General features: G+C 46.7%; 15 protein-coding genes and 2 tRNA genes. 5 read left to right on the forward strand and 12 right to left on the reverse strand.

The genetic code is table 11. The features are described from left to right. The first annotated feature begins 64 nt into the window (after positions 1–64). From P9B68_RS11360 to P9B68_RS11375, 4 genes are all read left to right on the forward strand, one after another. Positions 65–140, forward strand: a tRNA-Asn gene (locus tag P9B68_RS11360). Between the two features lie 48 nt (positions 141–188). Next, positions 189–265: transfer RNA gene (locus tag P9B68_RS11365), tRNA-Ile, on the forward strand. A 713-nt stretch (positions 266–978) separates the two neighbouring features. Next, positions 979–2,913 (forward strand): endonuclease MutS2, encoded by a 1,935-nt coding sequence (locus P9B68_RS11370; RefSeq protein WP_277669088.1) that lies wholly within the window; start codon positions 979–981, stop codon positions 2,911–2,913. A 39-nt stretch (positions 2,914–2,952) separates the two neighbouring features. Beyond that, complete coding sequence (locus tag P9B68_RS11375; RefSeq protein WP_135660927.1) at positions 2,953–3,387, forward strand: hypothetical protein; 435 nt, start codon at positions 2,953–2,955, stop codon at positions 3,385–3,387. A 128-nt stretch (positions 3,388–3,515) separates the two neighbouring features. Here P9B68_RS11375 and P9B68_RS11380 read toward each other — a convergent pair whose 3' ends face one another. The 12 genes from P9B68_RS11380 to P9B68_RS11435 form a co-directional block, all read right to left on the reverse strand. Beyond that, a complete protein-coding gene (locus tag P9B68_RS11380) occupies positions 3,516–5,033 on the reverse strand; it encodes an FGGY-family carbohydrate kinase (RefSeq protein ID WP_135660929.1) in 1,518 nt (505 codons plus the stop codon). A gap of 71 nt (positions 5,034–5,104) precedes the next feature. Then, positions 5,105–5,839 carry a GntR family transcriptional regulator gene (locus P9B68_RS11385; protein ID WP_135660931.1) on the reverse strand — a complete coding sequence of 245 codons (735 nt, stop codon included), beginning with the start codon at positions 5,837–5,839 and terminating at the stop codon, positions 5,105–5,107. Positions 5,840–5,975: 136 nt separating this feature from the next. Next, positions 5,976–6,761 carry a fructoselysine 6-kinase gene (gene frlD, locus P9B68_RS11390; RefSeq protein ID WP_135660933.1) on the reverse strand — a complete coding sequence of 262 codons (786 nt, stop codon included), beginning with the start codon at positions 6,759–6,761 and terminating at the stop codon, positions 5,976–5,978. Between the two features lie 15 nt (positions 6,762–6,776). Continuing rightward, positions 6,777–7,499, reverse strand: coding sequence for a GntR family transcriptional regulator (locus P9B68_RS11395; RefSeq protein ID WP_135660935.1), 723 nt, complete (start codon positions 7,497–7,499; stop codon positions 6,777–6,779). A 193-nt stretch (positions 7,500–7,692) separates the two neighbouring features. Continuing rightward, the gene (locus P9B68_RS11400; protein WP_135660937.1) at positions 7,693–9,060 is read right to left on the reverse strand and encodes an amino acid permease; all 1,368 of its coding nucleotides are present in this window, start codon (positions 9,058–9,060) and stop codon (positions 7,693–7,695) included. A gap of 380 nt (positions 9,061–9,440) precedes the next feature. Continuing rightward, positions 9,441–9,869: a secondary thiamine-phosphate synthase enzyme YjbQ gene (locus tag P9B68_RS11405; RefSeq protein ID WP_135660939.1), complete on the reverse strand. Its 429-nt coding sequence runs from the start codon at positions 9,867–9,869 to the stop codon at positions 9,441–9,443. 34 nt (positions 9,870–9,903) lie between these two features. Further along, positions 9,904–10,755, reverse strand: a complete 852-nt coding sequence (locus P9B68_RS11410) for an amidohydrolase family protein (RefSeq protein WP_135660941.1) — start codon at positions 10,753–10,755, stop codon at positions 9,904–9,906. A 76-nt stretch (positions 10,756–10,831) separates the two neighbouring features. Further along, positions 10,832–11,650 (reverse strand): fructoselysine 3-epimerase, encoded by an 819-nt coding sequence (frlC, locus tag P9B68_RS11415; protein ID WP_135660943.1) that lies wholly within the window; start codon positions 11,648–11,650, stop codon positions 10,832–10,834. Between the two features lie 124 nt (positions 11,651–11,774). Next, positions 11,775–12,800 (reverse strand): fructoselysine 6-phosphate deglycase, encoded by a 1,026-nt coding sequence (gene frlB / locus P9B68_RS11420; RefSeq protein ID WP_135660945.1) that lies wholly within the window; start codon positions 12,798–12,800, stop codon positions 11,775–11,777. A 94-nt stretch (positions 12,801–12,894) separates the two neighbouring features. After that, positions 12,895–13,689, reverse strand: a complete 795-nt coding sequence (gene frlD, locus P9B68_RS11425; RefSeq protein WP_277669089.1) for a fructoselysine 6-kinase — start codon at positions 13,687–13,689, stop codon at positions 12,895–12,897. Between the two features lie 200 nt (positions 13,690–13,889). Then, on the reverse strand, positions 13,890–14,693 hold the full coding sequence (locus P9B68_RS11430; RefSeq protein ID WP_277669090.1) for a Cof-type HAD-IIB family hydrolase: 804 nt from the start codon (positions 14,691–14,693) through the stop codon (positions 13,890–13,892). Between the two features lie 14 nt (positions 14,694–14,707). Further along, a complete protein-coding gene (locus tag P9B68_RS11435) occupies positions 14,708–15,520 on the reverse strand; it encodes a BtpA/SgcQ family protein (RefSeq protein WP_135660952.1) in 813 nt (270 codons plus the stop codon). A gap of 517 nt (positions 15,521–16,037) precedes the next feature. Between P9B68_RS11435 and P9B68_RS11440 the strand changes: the two genes are divergently transcribed. Next, a complete protein-coding gene (locus P9B68_RS11440) occupies positions 16,038–17,594 on the forward strand; it encodes an amidohydrolase (protein WP_135660954.1) in 1,557 nt (518 codons plus the stop codon). The last annotated feature ends 149 nt before the right edge of the window (positions 17,595–17,743 follow it).

Raw genomic sequence — 17,743 nt, forward strand, 5'->3', positions numbered from 1 at the left:
ATCGATGCCGAAGATACTTGGCTGGCAACGGCCCGGGACAATAGGAAGGTGCCAACACAAATATTCCTCAATAGCTCAGTCGGTAGAGCATGCGGCTGTTAACCGCAGGGTCGTTGGTTCGAGTCCAACTTGGGGAGCCAGAAAAGTAAAGCCGCCGTTATTAAATTAGCGGCGGTAACTTTTTGCTCGGGCCATTAGCTCAGTTGGTTAGAGCAACCGGCTCATAACCGGTCGGTCCAAGGTTCGAGTCCTTGATGGCCCACCACGAAAAAACCGCATCAGATAGCCATTTATCAGCTGTTTGGTGCGGTTTTCTTTTTTCTCTTGATTACATTATATTACAAGAATTTATAAGATGTTTTGAAATTATGCAAGTCAAAAATTGTGTAGGGTAAAATTTAGGACTATAGGAATTTCTTCTCCACGCAAGAAATATTCAAATTCGTTTAACCATTCTGTTCCAGTAACAAAGAGTTTCGTATTGACATCTGGAAAAAGGAATGGTATAGTATTCTCATAATTTAAAATTAGGAAGGTTGGTTTTGATGTCGGCGCTGTCTGTAAAGGTGAAAAACAACTAAATAGTTGTAGAAGGTGAGCAATAAGCGGTTATTCCGCGTGTTTGCTATGCCTTTTAGCGGTACGGGTTTTCTATACTTGCACCGTCGGACTTCCGCCCTTACAGATTGCTTCCATACGGTTTATTGCCGTAATATAACCATCCAGTTATATATTGCCAGATAAAAGAGATTATCATTTTATCTGATCTAGGAGCATAATGGGATTGTCCCGTTATGCTTTTTTGTTTGGATGATAATGCCCACAGGAGCATTCTGCCATTTTCCGATGAAACAGAAAACAAAATTGCCTTCTTTGACCTTCCAGTATGAAGATGGGAACTCTGGTTAATCTGTTTTTTTGAAAGGACGGCGGATGATTCCTGTGGGCTTTTATTATCTAATTTTATGGAGTAACAAAATGAATACAACAGAAATTATATTAGAATTTACCAGAGTAAAGAAAATGCTTTGCGAAAACGCCATGTCGGAGCGCGCACGCGGCAAATTAGCGGAGTTATCTCCTTGTTTGGATGAGAGAGAATGTGTACGAAAAATGGAAGAAACTACTGCGGGGAGGAGGATTTTAGACGTATGCGGAACGCCTCCGCTGACAGCCATGACACAGATTGAGGAAATCCTGACGCTTTCGAAAACAGGTTCCATGTTGGTTCCCGAACAGCTTATCTCGGTTGTGCAGTTTATTGTGTCTTGCAACAGGGTGAAATCCTACCTTAAAAAAGCGGAAGAGCTGGAAAGTACGATTGCCTGCTATGGGAACAGCATGGCTGATTTGACGGAACTCCGGCAGGAAATTGACCGGTGTATCCGGAATGATCAGGTGGACAGCGACGCAAGCCCCGCCCTGCGCGATCTTCGCCGGAAAATTGAGAACGTAAAGGCACAAGTACAGACAAAACTAAATGATATTCTGAATAGAAAAAAACAATGGTTTTCAGATTCGATTATCTTTACGCGCAACGGGCGGTTTGCCCTCCCCGTAAAAAAAGAGCATAAAAATCAAATCAGCGGAAGCATACTGGGCGTATCGGGAAGCGGAGGAACGTACTTTATGGAACCGTCCGCAGTAACGAAATTGCAGGAGGAACTTTCTTTACTGCAAATTGAAGAAGATAACGAAGTAAGAAAAGTTCTTTTTACTCTAACCGCATTGGTTGATGAATACAGTCCGGACTTGAAACGGAATATGGAAGCGATGGAAACATTGGATTATGTATTTGCAAAAGCAAAGCTCAGCGCGCAGATGGATGCCCATCCGGTTTGCATTTCTTCCGAACGGAAAATATCGATTCAAAACGGCAGGCACCCGCTTATTGACCGGAAAGCCTGTGTTCCTCTGAATTTTGAATTAGGCGAAAGCTGTTTGGGCGTGGTAATCACCGGACCGAATACCGGAGGAAAAACTGTCGCGTTGAAAACCGTTGGATTACTCTCGATGATGGCGCAGAGCGGCCTGCACATTCCAGCAGATGCGTCCAGCGTCCTCAGTATGAATAACGCGTATCTGTGCGACATAGGGGATGGGCAGAGCATCTCGGAGAACCTGTCTACGTTTTCTGCCCACATGACTCGTATTATTGATATCCTTCGGCACGCGACGCGGGAAAGCTTGGTTCTGTTGGATGAGCTGGGTTCCGGAACCGACCCGGCGGAAGGGATGGGGATTGCCATTGCGGTATTGGAGGAACTGAGCAGCAGGGGCTGTCTGTTTATCGTAACCACGCATTACCCGGAGGTGAAGGATTACGCGGAGTCTGCACCAGGGATGATCAACGCGAGTATGGCATTTGACAGGGAAACGCTTCGTCCTACCTATCGGCTGGAGATTGGCAGAGCCGGGGAGAGTTGTGCGCTCTACATTGCAAAACGCTTAGGACTTCCCTCCCGTTTGTTGGAACGGGCTTATCAGGAAGCTTACCGGGATCGTCGGCGGGCAGAGGCGATTGCCGCATTTCAGCCGGATTTTGAGGATAACAAGAATGAAACAGTTTTGCCGCCGGTTCCCACAATTAAAAAACATAAGCCGCAGGCGGTTTCCAATACGCAGAAATATGAACTGGGGGACAGTGTGATCGTTTTTCCACGTCGGGAAATCGGAATCGTATTTCATCCAATGAACGAGCGCGGAGAAGTCGGTGTGCAAATCAAAGGCATTAAAAAATGGGTTAACCAGAAAAGGCTTCGCCTAAAAACACAGGCAAGTGAACTGTATCCGCCGGATTACGATTTTTCAATTCTTTTCGACACAGTAACCAACCGTAAAGCCCGGCATGTCATGGAAAGAAAGCACGACCCGAACGTGACAATTCAATATGGTGGGGAGAAAAAGGGATGATAAGGGCATACTAATTTTGCATCGGAAGGAGGTGGAACGATGGTTAACGACGATACGATAAAATTATTAAATGAGTGCAATGCAGGAATCAAAATGGCGGTAAGCTCAATCAACGAGGTTTTACCAAAGGTAAAAGACCAGCAGTTTGGACAGGCTTTAATTGATTGTAAGCATCTGCATGAGGAACTGGGCAATGAAACACACCGCTTATTGAATGAATATGGAGACGGTGGGGAAGAGCCCGGTTCACTGGCAAAAGGAATGTCTTGGATAAAGACCAACGCAAAGCTTGCCATGAGTCCGACGGATCAGACTGCAGCGGATTTAATTACCGAAGGGTGCAATATGGGTGTGAAATCATTGAGCCGTTATTTAAATGAATATAAAGCGGCGGATGAACAAGTGAAAGATATTACGAAAAAGCTCATCCAGTCCGAGGAACAGCTTTCCGTTGATATACGGCCGTATTTATAAATTATACAATGATAAAACCCGCATGAACACGATGCAGTTCATGCGGGTTTATATTCCTTATGGAGGCGGTAAAAACGCGTTTGCTTCTTGGAGCCGCCGCCATAGCCGGGGCAGGCGGAGCGGAAAGCTTATAACTGGTGCATTAAATCTTTGGTTGCAAGATACAATTCATCAAACAGCTTTTGATATTTTTTATATTTTTCATGATTTTCCATATTCGGCGTATAGGTAATGCCGGGCTTGATTTTCTTTGCCAAATCAGCAAAGCTGTCAAAGAAATGGATACCCATGGCGGCCATCATGGCATCGCCGAAACTGGCTCCGATGGTCACGCCGGCGGTTGCGATCGTCTTGCCGGTAATGTCCGCGACAATCTGCATCCAGCCCGGATTTTTTGTTCCGCCGCCTACAGCCATAATTTTGTTAATTTGAACTTTGTCTTCTTCAAAAATTTTGAAGTGCTGGTTAATAGAGTAACCCACGGCTTCCAGTGTGGAGCGGTACATATGCTGCCTCGTATGCGAAAGCGTAAGGCCAAACAGCATCCCTTTCGCAAGCGGATCATTGATTGGCGTACGCTCGCCTGCAAAATAGGGCAGGGTAATTAACCCGTCGCAGCCGATCGGAATCTTGTCGATGCCTTCCATCATGGATGAATACGCATTCACGCCTGTTTCCTTTTCCGCTTTAAGGCAGTCGGTAAAGATATTGTCCCGATACCAGCGCGTCAGCGTACCGGCCGCGTTTGTGCCGGCGGAAACGTCAAAGGTACCCGGAACAATGAATTCCTCGCGCCAGATACGGTCGTCGTTTACCAGTTTGTCAGTACAGAGGATCATGTAAATGGAGGAGCCGAACTGTAACATCATATCCCCGGGCTGCAGAACGCCGGTGCTGATTGCCTCGGCGCCCGAATCGTCCGTTCCGACGATAACGGGGGTTCCTTCGGCAAGCCCGGTTTCCTTTGCGGCCTTTGCCGTAACGTGACCGGCGATATCTACGGTGTTCATCACATCTGCCAGTTGGTCGGGGCGGCAGATTGGCTTGCAGGTTTCCGGATTCGGCGTGCCGTCCGAATGATAGAGCGGATTAAAGCTGGCAAGACCAAGAAAACGGTCTACGGTAAATTTGCCGGTGAGCTTTGCGGTTATAAAGCTGGAGCCGGTTAGGAATTTATGGGCTTTTGCGTAAACTTCCGGCTCATTATTCTTAATCCAGAGGATTTTCGGCATAACGTCGGAAGAGCAAAGCGGGCGGCCGTACCATGCTTTGATCTGGTCTTCACCGTAGTATTCCGTCAGCCATTCCATTTCTTTGGTGGCCCGTGCGTCAATGCCGTATAGAATTGCTTTGCGCAGCGGGTTGCAATCCTTGTCAACAGGCAGGCAGTCTGCGCCCAGCGCGCTTGCGCCAATAGCCCGAATATCCTTTGGGTCTAAGCCGCTTTTCTGCAAAAGCGCGTTACTGATCAGGCAGAAATCATGCCACCATACCTTGTCGGCGTCATGCTCAAAGTAGTTTGGTTTTGGATTTTCCATACCGTGTGCTGCGGCGTGGGTTGCGATTACATTGCATTCATTATCGATAATTACACCTTTGCTTTCAAAAGTTCCGGTGTCAATTCCCATAAAATATGTTTTGTTCATTTCTATACCTCTTTTTATCTGTTTTCGTGTGGCATTCGCAATAGCAAAGAGGAAAGGAAGGGGTGAATCCCTTATTTATAGAAGTGTACGTAAAAATTGCATTTATCGCTTCGTGTATAAGTGCGGGTAAATTCGATTACGCGGTTTTTATCGTCGTAGCTGGTGCATTTAAATAAAAAAACCGGCTCTGACGCATCAATCCCCATCATCCGCGCGTCCTTTGGCTCCAGCTTGGCAAGGTCCAGCGTCTGGTAGGCGCGTTTGAGATTCACTCCGTAAAAATCATATACCTCATAAATCCCGAAGACGGAGAGATCAATTCCCTCCAGCTTCGGCACAATGTATTGCGGGATCAAAATTTCCTCTATGGAGATCGATTCGTTGTCCGCGTAGCAGATGCGCTTGATGTAGTACAGCTTATCTTCCGGTTTGATCCCGAAAATCAGGCTGTATTTGCCGCCGGCGTCCCGCAGTGCCTTTGTCAGAACCTTTGTGGTGGGATGGGTGTTCTTGGAACGCATGGTTTGCGTAAATCCGCCTAGTGTTTCCAGGTCGCGCTCAACCTTTGCGCCCATGACATAAACACCCTTACCCTGCACCCGTTTCAGAAGTCCCTCGTGGACAAGCGCGTCAATGGCGTTGCGAACGGTCAGCCGGTTGATACCGTATGTTTCAGCCAGCTCATTTTCAGAGGGAATGGCGGTGCCGGGCAGATATTCCCCGTCTTCAATTTTCGTGCGGACAACCTCCCGCAGCTGCAAATAAATAGGGGACTGATAACTAATTTTTTCTTCCGTCACACTCATTTATGCCAACTCCTTCCTTCAACGAATCATAATAGATAGCAATTTCTAAATACTGTAGAATCGATTCCGTTTCCCCGCCAAGGGAGGGAGAAAGGAATTTCTGCTTCCTTTCCTATTTGAAATGATTACCGAAAGATTACCATGCGCCGTTGTATTGCAAAGTTATACTGCTGTTGGCCGCGCCCATGTGCATGCATTCTTTCAGTTCTTTTCCCTGAAGGATTCCCCTCAGGAAACCGGCAATATAGCTGTCGCCCGCGCCCATTGTATCTTTTACGTCGCAGGGTACAATTCCGAAGGTGGTGAATTTCTCGCCGTCATAGGCAATGCTGCCCTTGTCCCCTAAAGTAACAGTTACGATTTTCGGCCCCTTCGCGTGCATTTTTTTCATATAATTGCGGATGAAATCTGTGTCGCCGTCATCGGAAGCAAAGAATGCGTAATCGACATGATAGATTGCCTTTTCAATGACGGGGTCGTCCAGTTTATTTGCAAAATCAAAGGCGATTGGGGTTCCCTTTGCCTTGATTTTATACAGGTCGTTTTCAATCTTGCCCCACAGCCCGGTAACGACCATGTCTTGACTGCAGAGAAATTCGATATCCTCGTCGGAAAGCTTGAACTGAGCTAAAACGCCTTCGTCATAATCGCCGAACACACGCTCGCCGTCAATCAATTCTACCTGTGTAATCGCGGTGTTTCCCGGCAGTACCTTCACGTGAGATGTGTCTACGCCCTTGGCATTTAGCGCATCGATCATGATTTTACCGTATTTATCGTTGCCAACTACGCCGGTGTAAGAGGCCTCGCCGCCAAGGCGAACCGAATAAACAGCCACGTTTACCGGGTTACCGCCCGGAAATGCTTTTCCTAAATTCTCGTAAACATCCATACAGTTGTCGCCGACTGCTGCTATTTTCATTTTTCATGCTCCAATCTATCGGGTGAGCACACTCGCAAAACGAACCGAGTCTGCCCTTACAACCGATTTAAAATATTCTATCGGGACATCCTCTTCGTCTTTTACCACCCCTGTCAGTAAAAAGACGGGGGATTCTTCCTCAATTTTCAGGTATTCGGACTCTTCGGGGGTCGTATAGGTAATAGCGATTTTTTCCTCGCCTTTTACAATGCAGACGCCGTAATCGTTTTCCAATACCCCGTAAAAGGATTCCTGACCGAAATCGTGATGGATTAGTTCAGGAAACCGCTCAAAGTCCACGTAACAGGTTTCAACAATCACGGGTTCCCCGTCCACAATGCGCAGGCGGGTCAGCTCATAAACTTTATGCCCCAAGGGCAGGTGCAGCATTTTTGTAATCTGCTTGTTGCTTTCGATTACAAGCGCGGAAATCACCTGGGTAGTAAGCCTTTTGCCCGCTTCTGCCACGACGTGGGAAAAGGGTTTCAAATCCTGCAGATTACGGATCAGCTTGGGGCTGGCGGTAAAGGTGCCGGAGCCTTTCCGATGGTACAGCTTTCCTTCTGTAATCAACCGTTCGATCGCGCTTCGCAGCGTTGTACGGTTAAAATTCCACATTTTGCACATGTCACGCTCGGAAGGCAGCTTGGAATGGGGCGGAAGTTTATGTTCAATGATATAGCATTCAATTTTTTCTGTGGCTTCGTCTCTGGGACGGCTGCGAAATTCGCTGGTCATGGGATTTCCTCCTAAATCGATATGGTATAAATATATAATTTCGTAGCATTTGATTTGGTACATATATTGTTTTACAAATTATACCACTTTTACAGCGATTTGGGAAGAAAAAAATGAATGTCTGTACATTTTCCGAAACCCCCTATACTTGGAAATTCCTTCAAGCATAGGGGGGAATCGTTTACGATAAAGCTTATTCGGCTTTTTCTGTTGAAACGTTATTTTTTTTATCCCAGTAATAAAAGACCGGCAAACCGGTTACAACAACTAGTGCTGCGCAGATTAAACCGGGAATGGGTGCCCACAGGAAAGTGGAAACGATCAGCGTTCCAGTCATAAACATTGCGATGCTGGCCATCAGATAGCCGCAGGGCATTTTCCACAGCGGGTCATATCCTTTTTTGCGGCGCAAGACAAAGATAGTGCCGAATGTCATGAAGTTTTTCAGCAGCGCAATAAGGGTGAAGTAGCCGAGCAGGTCGGACAGGCTGGAAGCGAAGATCAGAACGATTGCAACTGCGCATTGAACCAGAATGGAAAAGTACGGGGTTTCCCACTTTGGATGAACCTTTGCAAAGGATTTAAAGAACAGGCCGTCCTTCGCCATTGCGTACTCAATGCGGGGCTGGAACATAATGCAGCTTGACAAAGAGCCGATGATGACGATAATGGCCATGATTGCTGTGATTGTGCCGGCTGCATCGCCAATTAACGGGATCTGAGAGGCTGCCAGCGCTACCGGTGCGTCGCTTTCGGCAAGAGCTTTCAGCGGAAGCAACCCGGTGGCAACGGTGCTGAGCAGTACATAAAGCACGGTTACGGTAATAACGGAGATGATCAAAGCGCGCGGCATTGTCTTTTTCGGTTCCTTAATTTCGCCGGTCATGTAACAGACAGCGCCCATTCCATCGAAAGACCATGTAGTGGCGGAAATGCCGGCCAGCAGAGCCGTCATTCCAACCGGAGCGCCCGCAAGGGCCGGGGCGGAAATATAGTTGCCTTTGATATAGAATAAGCCGATACCAATTAGAAGAGCGAAGGGGAGGATTTTAAACGCGGTGATAAAAGACTGGAATTTACCGCCGCCTTCCACGCTGCGCAAATGCACAAACATAAAGATCAGCACCAAACCGGTGGCGACAAATTTCGTCGTGAGGCCTGAAAAGTTTGTGAAGTAAGCAAGGTAATTTGCGATGGCAATCGCCATAATGGAAATGGACGGAGGGTCGGTTGCCCAGAAGCTGATCCAGCCGCAGAGGAAGGCCAGCGGGCGGGAACCCGCTTCGCGGAAGTAAACGTATTGGCCGCCGTCTTCCGGATAGGCTGTGGCAAGCTCTGCGTAGCAAAGATTTGCCGGAACCTGCATTAGCCCGCCGATAACGAAAGCCAGAATGGTAAATGCTGCACAACCTGCTGCCGCGGCAACTGTTTGAAGGGAAGAAAAGATGCCGGAGCCGATTGTGGTGCCTACGGACAGCGCAACGGCTGCGCTAAGACCAAGTTTACGCTTCAGGTCCTGATTATCCGGGGCTGTATTGCCTGATTTTTCTTTTGTAGACATGGATTATTCCCCTTTCTTGATTGGCCGCAAAGCGGAACCGCTTCCGGCTGCGGCCGTTTCTTGTTATTCCCGTTTTTTCGCAGAAACAACGCTAAAATACATAACACAACATATTTTCCATACCACTTCACAAAAAGAATAGCATATACGATAAAAGTTGTCAATTAAAAAAGGGAAAAAATATAAAATATCAATAAATTCGTCATGTTAAATGAAAGAAAACCGATAGAATTGTAATTATAACTAAAGATCTATTAATGTTGAAATGGATTATATTATACCAATACTATGCAGAATATTCCTTATTTTTTCTAAAATCCATAATAAACATTCTGTTTTATCTTGATAATTTGGTAAAATTTATGAAACCCGTCCGAAAATCACTCGCCAAGAATGCTGATACTGATCGTGCGCTTTGCCGGACCGTCGAACTCGCAGAAGTATACATCTTGGGCATCGCCTTTTACCATTTCACTATTCACAATTGGGAAAACGCAGTGATTCCCAGTAAGGTGTGCTTTTAAATGTCCGGTTGGATTGCCCGCAGTAGAACCGTAACTTCTCAGCATTCTGGCGTGGACGTAGGGATAATCCTCCGGCACGAGCCTTTTCAGGAAGGTGTCAATATCGCTCTCCAGACATTCCAGCGATTCGTTCACCGTAATTCCTGTTGTCGTGTGCTTGGTAATAACCGTGACGATTCCGTTTTTGATGCCGCTTTCGGCTACTGCTTTTTCTATCTCATCGGTAATCCGGATCAGGTCGTTGTATTGTGTTGTCAGCAATGAAAAGCTTTTATAAATAACCATCTTTCCATATCATTCCTTTCGCGGAGGATGAAGCTTAATCCAGTCCGCCTAAAAATTCAATCGCGTTTTCACCCTTGATCAGTTCCAGCGTACTTTCCCGGAAGTCAAGTTCCTGAATTGCCTGTGCCATCCGTATCTGTTCAAAGCGCGGGTTGTTGCTCCCGAACATCACCTGATGACGCAGGCTGCGGTCGATCCATGTTACGGGAAGGTCCTGCGTGAGTACGCGGAAGTAAAATTCCTTTGCACAATCAAAATACAAAAAGCTGGTATCGGCGTATACATTTGGAAATTTGACCATCAGCATGGCGGTTTCCTGCACCCATGGCCAGCCGAAATGCGCAAGGCAGATCCGCAGCTTCGGATGGCGGTAAGCGAGTTCTTCAAATTCCATGGGCTTTGCGTATTTGCTCAGGGTGTCCGGTTCCCATGAAAGGCCGCTGTGGAACAGAATCGGCTTATTGTATTTTTCACAAATCTGATAGATTTGTTCCAGCCTCTCATCGCTTGGATAAAACCATTGCCTGGAAGGGTGAAGCTTCAAGCCTTTTAATCTCAGGTCGGCAAAAGCATGCTCCAGCTTCTCGCAGCAGTCGTCGGCTAGTGGGTCAACGCTTGCAAAGCCGATGAATTTATCCGGCGCCATGTCGACAAGGCTGCGAATTTCCTCGTTGGTCACCACCGCGCGCCCTGCGGTGGTGGTGTAGTCCTCCGGCAGGAGGCAGAGCCTGTCCAGGCCGGCGCAGCGCATTTGGTTAAAAATGTGCTCTAAAGGGGCTGTGCCGTTGCGATGGATGTCCAATGCATTATGGCGGAATTCCGTTTGTTCTTCCTCGGTGTTAATCGGTTCAAAAAAAGCCGGATGTACATGAATATCGATAAACATCCTTAAAATCCTTTCTCACGATAAATAGAACGGGGGTATGCTTTCTGATCTACATACCCCCAAAAAATGTAGCTTGCTATTTTAATAAGTCCTTTATGTTGTTGATTGCGCGGCGGGCGTAGAAACGCGGTTCGTTGATATAAGAGGTTACAAGTTCGATCGTCATGGTTCCCTGATAATTGATTTCCTTCAATTCTTCCATCATTTCCTTTAAAGGCATTTGCCCTTCGCCCGGCATGATGTGCGTGTCGCTTGCGCCGTCATTGTCAATGACATGCATGTGATACATCTTTTCGCCAAGCTTATCGAAATAAGCCATAATGCTTTCCTGCTGCACATAGGGCGGGACAATATCGCACATGCCGACTAGAAATTCGGACGGAATTAGCCGGAATATTTCCGCAAGGTCGTTAGCGCTCTTGCATACGTTGGATTCATAGGGCGTCAAGGCTTCCACAACGAGCTTATGCTGGATTTTTTCCGCGTGTTCGGTTAATTCGCGCAGGGAGAGGATCAGCCGATCCCAAATTTCCTGTGTGGTCGCGTTGTATCCCGCGTGCCCGCAGGAGATGAGGGTAAAGTTGGCGCCCATTTCCTTGGCCATATCCATGGAGAGCTTCAGGTATTCTATGGACTCGCGGCGCATGGCCTCCGTACCGATCATGTAGTTATATGGATAAGCGTTATGTTCCGGGGTATAGCCTATTACCGGTATTTCGTATTTGTCGATCAGCTCTTTGATCTGCCGGATGCCGCCGGCCTTTAAATCTGGGGCAAAAGCGTGGGGACGGCCTCCCCAAAGCTCAATGTAATCGTAGCCGAACCGCTTCGCGTCTTTGAAAATATCTTCCATGGGATTGCGCTGATAACCGGATGTAAACATACCTATTTTCATGAAATTTCCTCCGTTTAGAATTTAAATTTAGTAAATATGCTAAACTAGCCGCGTAAAAAAACCGTTTACAATGCGGGTACAGAGCAAACGGTTTTTTGTAAGCAAGCGTTACAGTTGCATTCGGTTAATATTGTACCAATCCGCCGTAGTAACGCCTGTCATCCGGGTTATGATCCTTGCTGATGGAGAGATAATAATAGAAGTACTCGAGAGGCACGAACAGCACCATCGGGGCGAGCATTGGGTGCAGGTCCACGTTCAGATCCTTATAATCAAATACAATATAATCCTCGGTGAACTTTTTCACGAAATTAATCGTGCGCTCGGTTGTATGTCGGGACTCGTCGGTGCCAAGCATGAATACGTACGGAACACCCTTTTCCACGATTTCTAGTGGGCCGTGGCGGAATTCGGCGCTGTTCAGCATGCAGCCGTGCGTCCATGTGAATTCCATCATGGTGATGACGCCCTCTTTATAAGCGAGCGGCAGCATAGGGCCGGCGGCAACCGTATAAATGAAGGGCCATTTGCTTGCGCGGATACCGAGTTCCTTTGATTTTTCTTCCTGGGAAACGACGAGTTCTCCCAAAACTTTGGGCAGCTTCGGCATGTCTGTAAGGATTTTGCTGATTTCTTCATTTTCCTTGATTGCATTGATGTATTTGCAGGCAATGTAATAGCTGACCAGCAGGTGAATTTCCCAAATGCATTCTGCGCCGTAGCCGAGGACGTATTCCGCTTCTTTGCTTAAAGGCGTGCCTTCCTGATCGCGGGTCACACCGAGCGTTAACGCACCGGCTTCACGCGCGCGCTTAATGCTGTTGTAGACTTCTTCAGTTTTGCCGTAATGACTTATGCCGATGACCATGGAGTGCTCATCCAGCTTATTCGGGGTTTGATCAAGGAAATCCCAGCCGCTGTAAGATTTGCAGGGGATGTCGGAGTACTTTTCAAACAGCATCTGAGCTGTCTGGCAGGCACAGAGGGGAGAGCCGCAGGCCACGAAGTAGACGCGGTCAATTTTGCGTTCAACCATCTTCGCTACGATTTTGTCGAGCTTCGGAAAGTCATTTGCCATCAGGTTTTCTACTTCTTTGACCATATTTGCGGTTACAAGGAAATCAACCTTGCTTTTGTCAATGTTAAGCATACAATCAATCCTTATCTGTTCGTATTTCGTGCCGGAGGCACGTTAAGTGTAAAGTGGTGGAAAATATATTTGAAATGGACAAGTATGGAAATGGTTATTTATTCTGAACCCAAGGTTCAAAAACGCTGACAACTTCGGAGGCGATTTTCGCACCTTTTTCCAGCGCCTTTTCGATCGGCATATTTGTCAGGATACCGTAAAGGAACCCTGCAATAAAGCTGTCGCCCGCGCCAACCGTGTTGACGGTTTTCGCGGGAAAGATGCCGAATTCATAGAACCTTTTGCCATCCCATGCAAGGCTTCCTTTTTCTCCGAAGGTGGAAACCGCGATTTTCATTCCGTGGTTCACTTTATCCTTCAAAAAGTTTTCGATAAATTCATCCCGCTGCTTGTAGGAATAGAAACCGTAATCGACATAGGGAAGGGTCGTTTCAACCAGCTCATGATCCAGTCTGTCTGCATAGTCAAAGCTGATTTTTGCGCCGTGTTTTTTGATTTCCGGCAGAACTTTTTCCGCCTTGCCCCAAAGGGCGGTATGCACAAGATCGTGGCTGGCGGCAAAACGGATATCTTCCTCATCGAAAACAATGTTTTCTAAAACGCCTTCGCAATATTCCCCATGAACGCGGTCCAAACCATTCATATCCATATAGGTAATTGCTGTCGGGCCCCTTCCAACCTTTAGATGGCTGATGTCGAGCCCTTCGGAATTCAGACAACTCAGCATCCATCTTCCGTTTTCATCGTCGCCAGTAGTGCTGATAATGGAAGTTGGGATGCCCAGCTTCTGCAGGTTTACGCCGGTGTCAACCGCATTGCCCGTAGGATACTTTTTCCCTAAACGGGGGTATACGTCGATACAATTGTCACCGATTGCAGCGACCTTCATTTTCACGCCTCCTTTTTAAAATATTAGATATGTAATTGATTTTTTTAAACCAATTACTCTAAATTAAGTATAACGCGAAGATTTTAATTCGTCAACGAGTTAAAATATCTAAATGATACGACACGTATTTATTTATTTTTTACAATTCATAGTTTATATAAGCAAGATATAAATTATACCACTTTAATGCATAAAAAAATTTAAGGGTAATTTGAGTTGGAGAGAAGAAATTTTTCTACAATTTCCGCAACAGCGTCATGGTTATTATCCTTCAAAGTAATATAATCCGCGGCTGTCTTAACATCCGGCAGGGCATTTTGTACCGCTATGCCGATCCCGGCGTGGGTCAGCATGTCGATGTCGTTGTCGTAATTTCCCACGGCAATCGTTTGGCTTATCGGGATGGCAAGAAAGTCGGCAAGGACCTTTATCCCGTTCCACTTGTTGATGCCTTTTTTCATAATATCGAGGCAGCCGGGTTCGGAAGCAACATACTCCAAATCCAAATCCGAGTTATCCAGAAACGCGCGGACTTTTTCGCCGTCATCGGTTACAGTAAACCCTTCTACATTTTCGCATTGCACGTCTTCGGGGGAATGGTAAAAATCCGGTTCCAGGCCCAGTTCCTCCGCATACTTTCGGGTTCGCGGCGTCATCTTATTGATGCCCCAGTACATTCCGCTGAAAATGTGGAGTTGACAATCTTTTTGCAGGCAGTAGGAAATCAAAGCCCGCGCATCTTCCTTGCCTGTGAAATCATTTTTCAGCACGCGCCCATCCGCAGCGGAGGTGATTTTCCCGCCGTTGTTCAGTATGAAATAGTCGGCGTAACAGGCGTCCTTGCCCAAAGGCACCATATCAATATCCCGCCGGCCGGTGACAAAACAAAGGATATGCCCTTGCTGGCGGGCGGAAATCAGCGCTTGTTTGGAAAGAGCACCCAGTTTGCCGCTGTCGTTCACAGCGGTACCGTCAAGATCCAGAGCCAATATTTTTTGGTTCATATTTCACCCGCAACTTACAGCTCTTTACGGTATTCTTTCACGACCTTCATAAAGGCTTTAACCCGGTCACAATCGACGGTGCTGTAGAAATCGCCGTTTTTCTTAAAGGTTGTGCCCACAACGGCAGCGTCCGCATACCTCAGTTTTTCTTTAATTGTATCAATGCGGCACCCGGTATTGCAGATTACGGCAACATCCGGCGCGGCTTTTTTCACGCTGCTCATCAGTTCTTCATTTACCTCCTGCCCGGCTGCGGAAGCGGAAATGCAGAGCCCGTCCGGCGACGCCTTGAACACAACCGATTTCGCAATCTCCGCCAGCGGGCGGGTATCCAGGTTATGGTCGGATTCCGGGTTGATGAAATACAGCATCTTCAGGTCGTCCAGATGCAAAGCAGCTTTGCGGCGGAGCAAATAGGCGAAGTCATTGTCATAGAACCCGCCGTCGCCAACGTAAGTGCCGCAGAAAGTGCCGCGGATAAATTTTGCGTCCACCGCCGCGGCCAGCTCAAGGCTGGCAAGCCCGTCGGAAATGCAGTCCGCACCGTATGGCACGCGGATTTCGCTCATCAGTTCGCCGATGACGCGGGCCATGGCCGCAGGCGTAACAAAATCCATTTTCCGCTGATAAGGGAGGCTGAATTCATTGCTGAAAATAATTCCATCCACACCGCCGTCCTGCAATGCCTTCAGGTCTGCGCGCGCCTGATCGACAACTGCTTTCATACTGTCACCATAGCGAAATTTCGGGTCGCCCGGCAATGCTTTCAGATGAAGCATTGCAAAGATCGGTTTTTTTACACCAAACATTTTTTCTGTCCAAAGCATAATACATCCTCCAAATTCTATGTTTTTTGTTTAAAAGCTCGGTAAATTTGGCTTTAAGCAGATAAGTTAATAACAATTACATACCATTTGCAAAATCATAATAGCATTCCATTTTCGGAATGTCAATAAGATTTCGGATGGTTTTTGCCGCGATTTTTGTAGAATTTTCACCGGAGTTATAAGCACAGAAGTAGATTTATCATACCAAACAACGGATTATTCCGGACTTTATTCTATTTTTTTAAATGGTCTGAAATACAATCGGGAATGATAATATACTGTAAATTTTTATTGCGCACAACGAAATAGTTCTACAAATTGATAAAAACTTTTAAGATTTGTATTGCAAAATTTAGGGATATATGCTATCTTAAAAGCGTAAATGGTATGAAAAACGCTAAATCTTATATATAACACTTCATTATTTTCCATCTACCTTTGCTGTCAACACAGTAACCGCACCTGTGTCGGACAGTCCTTTCATGTAAACCGTATTGATTAAAGAGGGAGTGCTAGAATGACAAATAGTGGAAAAGCAGAGATTCTTTTAAAATCGAATTGTATTTATACGGCTGTTTCGCCAGAGCCGTTGGCAGGCTTTGTGGCTGTTGCAGACGGAAAAATTCTTGCTGTGGGCAGCGACGGAGAAGAGGAGTATATTGACCGGAATACGGCTGTATATGAACTTGGCGACAAATTGGTTTGTCCTGGCTTTGCAGATGTACACTGCTTTTTTACGGGGTATGTGCTGCGTTTTGTCGGCGCAGATCTTTCTTGCGCCGGCACAGCGGAGGAAATAATTGAAATCATGAAGCGGTATGCCTGTGAACAGCCTTTTGAAAAGGCGCTGCTTGGGCATGGGTGGGATTCGGAAAAAGTTAAAAATCCCGATCCCGCGCTGTTGGATAAAGCCTTTGCGGGGCGTCCGGTGATTCTGTTCGAAAAGGGGCAGGAAACCTGCTGGATGAACGAAGCAGCAGAAAAAACTTACCAGTTTACACCGGAAACCTGTTATCCCGAAGCATATTGGAAGCTTTTGGGTGAAGTGCTGGGCGACCGTGCGTTCATTGTTCCGGAATTCAAAAAGTATATGGCCATGCTGAACAGCCGCGGCGTAACTTCCGTAAAAGAAATGGGATTTGATGATTTTTACGGCTTTACAGACGTGCTGGAGGACTTGGAAAAGAAGAACGAATTGACTTTGCGCGTTAACTTTATGAGCCAGCCGGTCGGCGCCGGTATGAACCTTGCATATGGCCGGGAGATGAGAAAACGTTTTCAAGGCGATTACGTCCGTTTTTCGGGCTACAATCGGATGACGGACGGCTCTATCAGCCAGTTGTGCGGCGATTTGAAAGAGCCCTACTGCTGTGCTCCCAACATCTGCTGTGCTCAGGAAATCGACTATGATCTAATTGAAAAGGAGACCTTGGCGGCAGATGCGGAAAATTTCCGTTTTTCACTCCATGCGCAGGGAGACGCGGCAATCTGCAAAGTCCTCGATATTTACGAAAAATGCAAACGCGAAAACGGCAAGCTGGTAAACCGCCACAGCATCACCGATCTGGAATTCAGCGATCCGTCTGATTTGGAACGGATGGGAAAGCTGGGGGTGATTGCGGAAATTTATCCGCAAATTATGGCCATTGCGGATCGCAAGAGCAAGCTGGAAATGATTGAAGAAAAGATCGGAATGGAACGCGGACGCTACTACTGGAACCGCCGCAAAATGGCGGACAGCGGCGTTTTAATTTCCTGTGGTACGGATCTTCCTTTATTAATCGATGATATTCCGGAATCCATTTACCATGCCTGCGGCGGGCAATTCCCAGAAGGCGGAGAGCCTTTTAACAAAGAAAATACTCTGACGGTAAGTGAGGTTATGCGCGCTTGGACCTATGGCGGGCAATACAATCTTTACCGTGAAAAAGAGCTCGGCACCCTTGAGCAGGGGAAAAAGGCAGACATTGCGGTATTGGATGGGAACGTCTTTACGGAATCCATGCAGAATATGCGGGCGATCAAAGTCTGCCTGACTTTAGTTGAAGGAAAGGTAGTATATACCTCCTTATAATCACTTTGATTAGAGTCTGTTAACACAAAAAATTGCATCTATAATCATAGCGAAATAGATGAAACCACAGAACATAATATCAAGTTTATCATAACGCGTAAAAATTCTTCGAAAACGTTTTAGGCGAAGAAAATAACGTTCAATTTCAT

The sequence above is a fragment of the Caproiciproducens galactitolivorans genome, assembly GCF_029266045.1.
In the GTDB taxonomy this organism is placed as follows: Bacteria; Bacillota; Clostridia; order Oscillospirales; family Acutalibacteraceae; genus Caproiciproducens; species Caproiciproducens galactitolivorans.

Excerpts from the sequence above, each read along its gene's own strand:
- P9B68_RS11370 (WP_277669088.1), top strand. The coding sequence starts at position 979 with ATGAATACAACAGAAATTATATTAGAATTTACCAGAGTAAAGAAAATG.
- P9B68_RS11410 (WP_135660941.1), bottom strand. The coding sequence starts at position 10,755 with ATGTTTATCGATATTCATGTACATCCGGCTTTTTTTGAACCGATTAAC.
- frlD (WP_277669089.1), bottom strand. The coding sequence starts at position 13,689 with ATGAAGGTCGCTGCAATCGGTGACAATTGTATCGACGTATACCCCCGT.
- frlD (WP_135660933.1), bottom strand. The coding sequence starts at position 6,761 with ATGAAAATAGCAGCAGTCGGCGACAACTGTATGGATGTTTACGAGAAT.
- frlB (WP_135660945.1), bottom strand. The coding sequence starts at position 12,800 with ATGCTTAACATTGACAAAAGCAAGGTTGATTTCCTTGTAACCGCAAAT.
- P9B68_RS11375 (WP_135660927.1), top strand. The coding sequence starts at position 2,953 with ATGGTTAACGACGATACGATAAAATTATTAAATGAGTGCAATGCAGGA.
- P9B68_RS11405 (WP_135660939.1), bottom strand. The coding sequence starts at position 9,869 with ATGGTTATTTATAAAAGCTTTTCATTGCTGACAACACAATACAACGAC.
- P9B68_RS11380 (WP_135660929.1), bottom strand. The coding sequence starts at position 5,033 with ATGAACAAAACATATTTTATGGGAATTGACACCGGAACTTTTGAAAGC.
- P9B68_RS11395 (WP_135660935.1), bottom strand. The coding sequence starts at position 7,499 with ATGACCAGCGAATTTCGCAGCCGTCCCAGAGACGAAGCCACAGAAAAA.
- P9B68_RS11385 (WP_135660931.1), bottom strand. The coding sequence starts at position 5,839 with ATGAGTGTGACGGAAGAAAAAATTAGTTATCAGTCCCCTATTTATTTG.
- P9B68_RS11400 (WP_135660937.1), bottom strand. The coding sequence starts at position 9,060 with ATGTCTACAAAAGAAAAATCAGGCAATACAGCCCCGGATAATCAGGAC.
- P9B68_RS11440 (WP_135660954.1), top strand. The coding sequence starts at position 16,038 with ATGACAAATAGTGGAAAAGCAGAGATTCTTTTAAAATCGAATTGTATT.
- P9B68_RS11430 (WP_277669090.1), bottom strand. The coding sequence starts at position 14,693 with ATGAACCAAAAAATATTGGCTCTGGATCTTGACGGTACCGCTGTGAAC.
- frlC (WP_135660943.1), bottom strand. The coding sequence starts at position 11,650 with ATGAAAATAGGTATGTTTACATCCGGTTATCAGCGCAATCCCATGGAA.
- P9B68_RS11435 (WP_135660952.1), bottom strand. The coding sequence starts at position 15,520 with ATGCTTTGGACAGAAAAAATGTTTGGTGTAAAAAAACCGATCTTTGCA.